The organism is Paenibacillus sp. P4_A7 (assembly GCF_056402455.1).
In genome coordinates this window covers 1-5132 of record NZ_JBFUHJ010000409.1, presented here as the reverse complement: position 1 = coordinate 5132, position 5132 = coordinate 1, and the positions used below count along the sequence as shown (strand labels likewise).

Below are 5132 nucleotides of genomic sequence, written 5' to 3'. Positions count from 1 at the left end.
TGTTCTGCCTGATCCTATTAAGAAAAAAGCCTATGGAAAGGTATGTATGACGGAATCGACCGGTTTGTTCGATCACTTAAATACGCTGGCCACACAAACACAGAGTACCTTTCCTGTGACAATGGAGAAGCTTGGCCAAGACTATGGCTTCATCCTTTATACGACACAAGTTTCCGGACCTCGGGGCAAGGCCAGTCTGGTGCTGCAGGATGTGCACGATCGTGCGATCATCTATTTGAACGATAAATACATTGGAGTTATTGAACGAGATCGACCGGAATTGCAAACACTTGACTTGGAAATTCCTGCGCCTGGAGCAAAGCTGAGCATTCTTGTCGAGAATATGGGACGGACCAATTACGGCCCTTTTTTACGGGATTGCAAAGGGATTACCGAAGGGGTTCGATATGGCAACCAATTTTTATTCGATTGGCAGATTCATACTCTACCGCTAGATAACATCGAATTCCTAGTCTTCAATAATTCCATAAACAATGATGAGGCCCGAAGAGGAAACAACTTAGAACTGCCCGTTTTCTATAAAGGGACACTGAATATCGAAGAATTAGCGGACACCTTTATTAGCATGGCCGGATGGACAAAAGGAGTCGTTTATGTGAACGGGTTCAATCTAGGCCGATATTGGGAACGCGGGCCCCAGAAAACGTTGTATATTCCTGCCCCATTACTCAAGATTGGCACGAATGAAATTATCATATTTGAGTTGCATGGAGCAATTGAGCCGAGTGTCGTCTTTTCAGATAAACCCGTTCTACAATAAATAATCACATGCTATCTTTATAACCTCTTCTACTATTCAATTGGGACTTCCGGATGTTCCAATTGGTCGAAAAGAAAGACCAAGTGAAAGCTGCTGCAACTGGGAATAGCGTCCACGGTGCGGCAGGCTTTCATTTGGTCTAAATGAGGGGGGATAATCTTCGTTTCTCTCCTATTCAATCAACGGTTCATTATCCGAAAATAAATCGGGATTATGCTTCAGCATACCCGAAATTATATCGGTCAGCTTCACTGTATCGCATACCCACATATTGGCATCCCCGAATTGGGATTTATAGATCGCTCCTTGTTTTTCAAGCAGAACCTCCACCTTCCAGAAATGCTCTGACCATGACAAACCGTGATGTCTGCGAGACGGCACAGCCATCTCTGTTCCATCTTGTAGGACTGTATATAGCTCTTCATGAGTGTCTGTTAATCTTCCCGGAATATCAACCCACTCCTCAATACCATGGATGAACGTATTTCTACGCAGGTCCACCCCTACTAAAAGAATGGTTGCTTTTCGATCAAGCAGCTTACCCCAGACGGATTCCCGATGACAAGGTGTATCAAAGCGTTCACCTCCAGCTACGAATAAAGCAGCATCTTTTCCTAGTGCAGCCACTGAATGAGTCGGATGGCAAGAACGAAGTACACCTGCTCGTTTCCGAAACAGCTCGGGTAAAATACCTACACAAGAAGGTGATGACTCCACATAAAATCTCGGGTTTTCCGCGTTGATATAAGACCAAGTATGTGTCGGCAAAACAAGCAATCCTTCTCGCATATACTCAGACAAGGCATCGAGTACAGTGTCAGCCCCACTCTCTATTTCTCCTATGCTTTTCATAGACGAATGCATGAGTACTGTGCCCGTCCTATCAATTCCCGCTTGATCAAGATGGTTAATTAAATCTAATTTATTATACATATCAGAATCTCCTTTGCTAGTTTTGACTATTATAAGCTTAAATCGGCAATTCGTGAACAGTATAATAGTAATAAAAGATTTTTAATATCATACTCACAATAGTGTGTGGCATACAGTATAATACAATCAGGAGTTGGTAAAATGAAGGACGCAAACGAAGTAATCAGTGGATTAATGCAGGAATTACGACGCGGAACAATTATAATCGGCGTATTAAGCCAGTTGTCTGAGCCACAGTATGGCTATTCATTGGTTTCCGTACTCGATGAGAAAGGTATTGCAGTTGATCCCGGCACCTTGTATCCACTGCTGCGCAGACTAGAGAAACAAGAGCTTCTACAAAGCGAATGGGATACGAACGATACCCGTCCACGGAAATATTATTCACTCAGCCCTTTTGGAGAGGAAGTGTACGCTCAACTATGTCAAGAGTGGAGAAATATGATCACGAGCGTGGAAGGCTTGATTACTCATAACGGAGGAGAAAAAGATGGAACTGATTAAAAGGTATATTTATACTGTTACCCACAAATTGCCGCAACAACAGCGGACGGATATCGAGAAAGAACTGCAAGGTCTAATCGAGGATATGCTTGAACAACGACTTCATGAAAGCAGTGACTACGATACGGCAATTGAAGAGGTTCTTATAGAGCTAGGCAACCCGAGTGATTTGGCCGCAAAATACAGAGGAAACCAGCGGTATCTAATCAGTCCCGCATTTTATGATGGATATCTGACAGTCCTGAAAATTGTGATCCTTTCCATTATCATCTCACTTACTATCGTGTTCGCTATAGATTTCTTCTTTGATCCAGCACAAGTGCTTGAATCCTTCATTAATTATCTGGGTTCATTGTTCAGCGTTGCTCTTCAAGGATTTGCTTGGGTAACGATCGTATTTGGGATCATCGAATATGCGGGCGTCAAAACTCCTAAGCCCCGCCCTGATGCCAAGAAGGATTGGAAGCCGTCTATGCTTCAGCCAATTCCCAATTCTAAAGCTCAAATCAAGCCAAGCGAGCCTATCGCGGGAATTATTTTTTCTATTTTGTTTTTAATGCTGCTCACGGTCTCCAATCATTTACTAGGGTTTATTTCAATTAAAGAAGGTCAACCGGCAACTATTATCCCGTTCTTTAATGAAGCTGTGTTTCACGGATATTTCCCGTTGATCTGGCTTTTGATCGCACTTGGGATATTGAGAGATTGTTTAAAAATAATTTCAAAAAAATGGACAATAAGTTTGGTCTACTCCCTTATTATCATTAATATCGTCTCATTCCTCGTTAGCCTAATCGTATTTACGAATCCAGACATATGGAATTCACTATTTTTAAATGAAATGGTAGAGCACGGCTTACTTATCCAAGGTGATGAAGACTTTGTCTGGGTATCCTCTTTATGGAACCAAACAACAAAAGGCTTCATTTACATCATTGGAGCAGTTGCCCTAATCGATACGATTAATGTGTGCTACAAAGCATACCAATTGAAAGATCATGCTTAGAAAGCGTCATTAAAGAAACAATGCGGAGGAAAAATGGATAACATTTTATACCTATCACAATTCAATCTACTAAATAGTCTCTCTATGGAGGACTTAATAGAAATGGATGAATTAACTTCGATTACAATTTTCCCAAAAAACACGTTTATTCAAACTCCGGAAACCTATTCTGAAGCGCTTTATTATGTGAAAGTAGGGAAGGTTCGCTTATATRAGCTAAACGCGGATGGTAAACAATTCACTTTAGATATACTAAGCGAAGGAAATGTTTTTGGAGAAATGGATGCCATTTCATTAGGGACACGGGATATGTATATTGAAGCGTTAGAAGAATGCTGCATCTGTATGATGAATAAGAATAGATTTGAGGATTTTATGATTCAACGGCCTCGATTTATGATGAGTTTAATTAAAGTTATGAGTGACCGCATTAATGCAATGAGCAGTTCAGCTCAAAATTTCGCCCTCGGAAACCTGCAGGATAAAATTTTGCATACGATTCTAAAGCTATCCAACCAATTTGGAAGTGAATGTACGGATGAATATTGTAAGATTGATTTATCTCTATCTCATCAAGAAATCGCTAATTTAGTTGGCGCAACAAGAGAGTCCGTATCGATAGCTTTGAAAAAGCTTACGGAAGAAAAAATGATAAAAACAGGTTTAAAAACGATTTATATCCGTCGAGATCTTCTCTCAAACAATGAGCTGTAATCTACATTACATCTTTCTTCCTCTTAAATAAGTATTGTAAAAATAATTACAATTCATCATATAGAGGAGAACGTATTTCATGGATAAAGAAAAGACAGCAGCACTATCTGATTTCATTACACAACGGAAAGGAGCCCAAAAGGTTGGTGACATTCCGAATGAAGTGATTCAACTGCTTCAGAAAGGGCAACTGCAAAGCTTAAATCTGACAGAATGGCTGTCTGTCGATCATACGCTGCTTCTGCAAAATATGCTTGATGAGCTTGGAATACAGCACGAGTCTGCTTCATTCCAAGCAGGGCTAGATCATTTGAAAGAAAAGAAGATGATGAAAATCATACCCGCTATTGCTCGGGAGTGGCTTAACTTGCTAGAGCGGAGATCGGATGAAGAGAGAAACAAAATATTCGAAACGCTCGCTACTCACGAATCAGACAGCGTTCGCTGCTGGGCTGCCTATATCATTGGGCTTGATCAGCGATTGACTCCAGAAACTAAACTGACAGGTATCCGTCCTTTTGCTGCTGATACCCATTTTGGCGTGCGTGAAATTGCATGGATGGCCGTGAGAGAATCGATTTCCAGCCACCTCATGCAATCCATTGCTCTGTTAAACGATTGGGTGATGGATAAGGATGCCAACATTAGGAGGTTTGCCATTGAATCGACTCGCCCGCATGGCGTGTGGTCTAAGCATATCATCGCTTTAAAAGAGAACCCCTCTCTTGCTGTTTCACTTCTAGAATCTGTAAAATCCGACCCGATCAAATATGTGCAAGACTCTGTGGGCAATTGGTTAAATGATGCAAGCAAAACCAATCCTGACTGGGTGCTTCAGACCTGTCATGCATGGTTGGAAGCTTCAAATACGAAGGAAACAAAACGAATTGTAACGCGGGCTAAGAGAAGCTTATTGAAAACTACGTAATGGACGTGAATTTCACATGAAATAAGAACGAATGAATGCAATGGGATTGATAGGCGAGGCGTTTAGATTGGATGAAATACAGTCTAGGACAAATATAGCGTTTTTGAAGAAGAGCTGAATGTATGAAATACAGTCAAAGACTAGCCCCATACTACTGCACTCCTTCAATAACCAACGCCGTTCATTAGGCTCATTTTCATCATATTTTTGATTTTTCTAATCGTAACAGGATGGTCTAATTTCACATGCCAACTCTACCTTTATGC

5 protein-coding genes and 1 pseudogene are annotated in these 5132 nt (G+C 41.1%); 5 read left to right on the top strand and 1 reads right to left on the bottom strand.

All coding sequences use genetic code 11. The features are described from left to right. Positions 1-781 (top strand): annotated as a pseudogene (locus tag AC1DWN_RS27580) (beta-galactosidase); the annotation flags it as partial. 171 nt (positions 782-952) lie between these two features. Here the strand turns inward: AC1DWN_RS27580 and AC1DWN_RS27575 are convergent. Beyond that, positions 953-1714, bottom strand: coding sequence for an AAC(3) family N-acetyltransferase (locus AC1DWN_RS27575; RefSeq protein WP_477562086.1), 762 nt, complete (start codon positions 1712-1714; stop codon positions 953-955). Between the two features lie 141 nt (positions 1715-1855). Between AC1DWN_RS27575 and AC1DWN_RS27570 the strand changes: the two genes are divergently transcribed. The 4 genes from AC1DWN_RS27570 to AC1DWN_RS27555 all read left to right on the top strand — a co-directional run bounded on the left by AC1DWN_RS27570 (position 1856) and on the right by AC1DWN_RS27555 (position 4866). Next, positions 1856-2218, top strand: a complete 363-nt coding sequence (locus AC1DWN_RS27570; RefSeq protein WP_477562085.1) for a PadR family transcriptional regulator — start codon at positions 1856-1858, stop codon at positions 2216-2218. Beyond that, the gene (locus AC1DWN_RS27565; RefSeq protein WP_477562084.1) at positions 2205-3224 is read left to right on the top strand and encodes a hypothetical protein; all 1020 of its coding nucleotides are present in this window, start codon (positions 2205-2207) and stop codon (positions 3222-3224) included. Before AC1DWN_RS27570 ends, AC1DWN_RS27565 begins: the two co-directional genes overlap by 14 nt. Positions 3225-3257: 33 nt before the next feature. Beyond that, entirely contained in the window at positions 3258-3938 is a 681-nt protein-coding gene (locus AC1DWN_RS27560) for a Crp/Fnr family transcriptional regulator (protein WP_477562083.1), read from the top strand. Positions 3939-4017: 79 nt separating this feature from the next. Continuing rightward, positions 4018-4866, top strand: coding sequence for a DNA alkylation repair protein (locus tag AC1DWN_RS27555; RefSeq protein ID WP_477562082.1), 849 nt, complete (start codon positions 4018-4020; stop codon positions 4864-4866). The last annotated feature ends 266 nt before the right edge of the window (positions 4867-5132 follow it).

Excerpts from the sequence above, each read along its gene's own strand:
- AC1DWN_RS27565 (WP_477562084.1), top strand. The coding sequence starts at position 2,205 with ATGGAACTGATTAAAAGGTATATTTATACTGTTACCCACAAATTGCCG.
- AC1DWN_RS27575 (WP_477562086.1), bottom strand. The coding sequence starts at position 1,714 with ATGTATAATAAATTAGATTTAATTAACCATCTTGATCAAGCGGGAATT.
- AC1DWN_RS27570 (WP_477562085.1), top strand. The coding sequence starts at position 1,856 with ATGAAGGACGCAAACGAAGTAATCAGTGGATTAATGCAGGAATTACGA.
- AC1DWN_RS27555 (WP_477562082.1), top strand. The coding sequence starts at position 4,018 with ATGGATAAAGAAAAGACAGCAGCACTATCTGATTTCATTACACAACGG.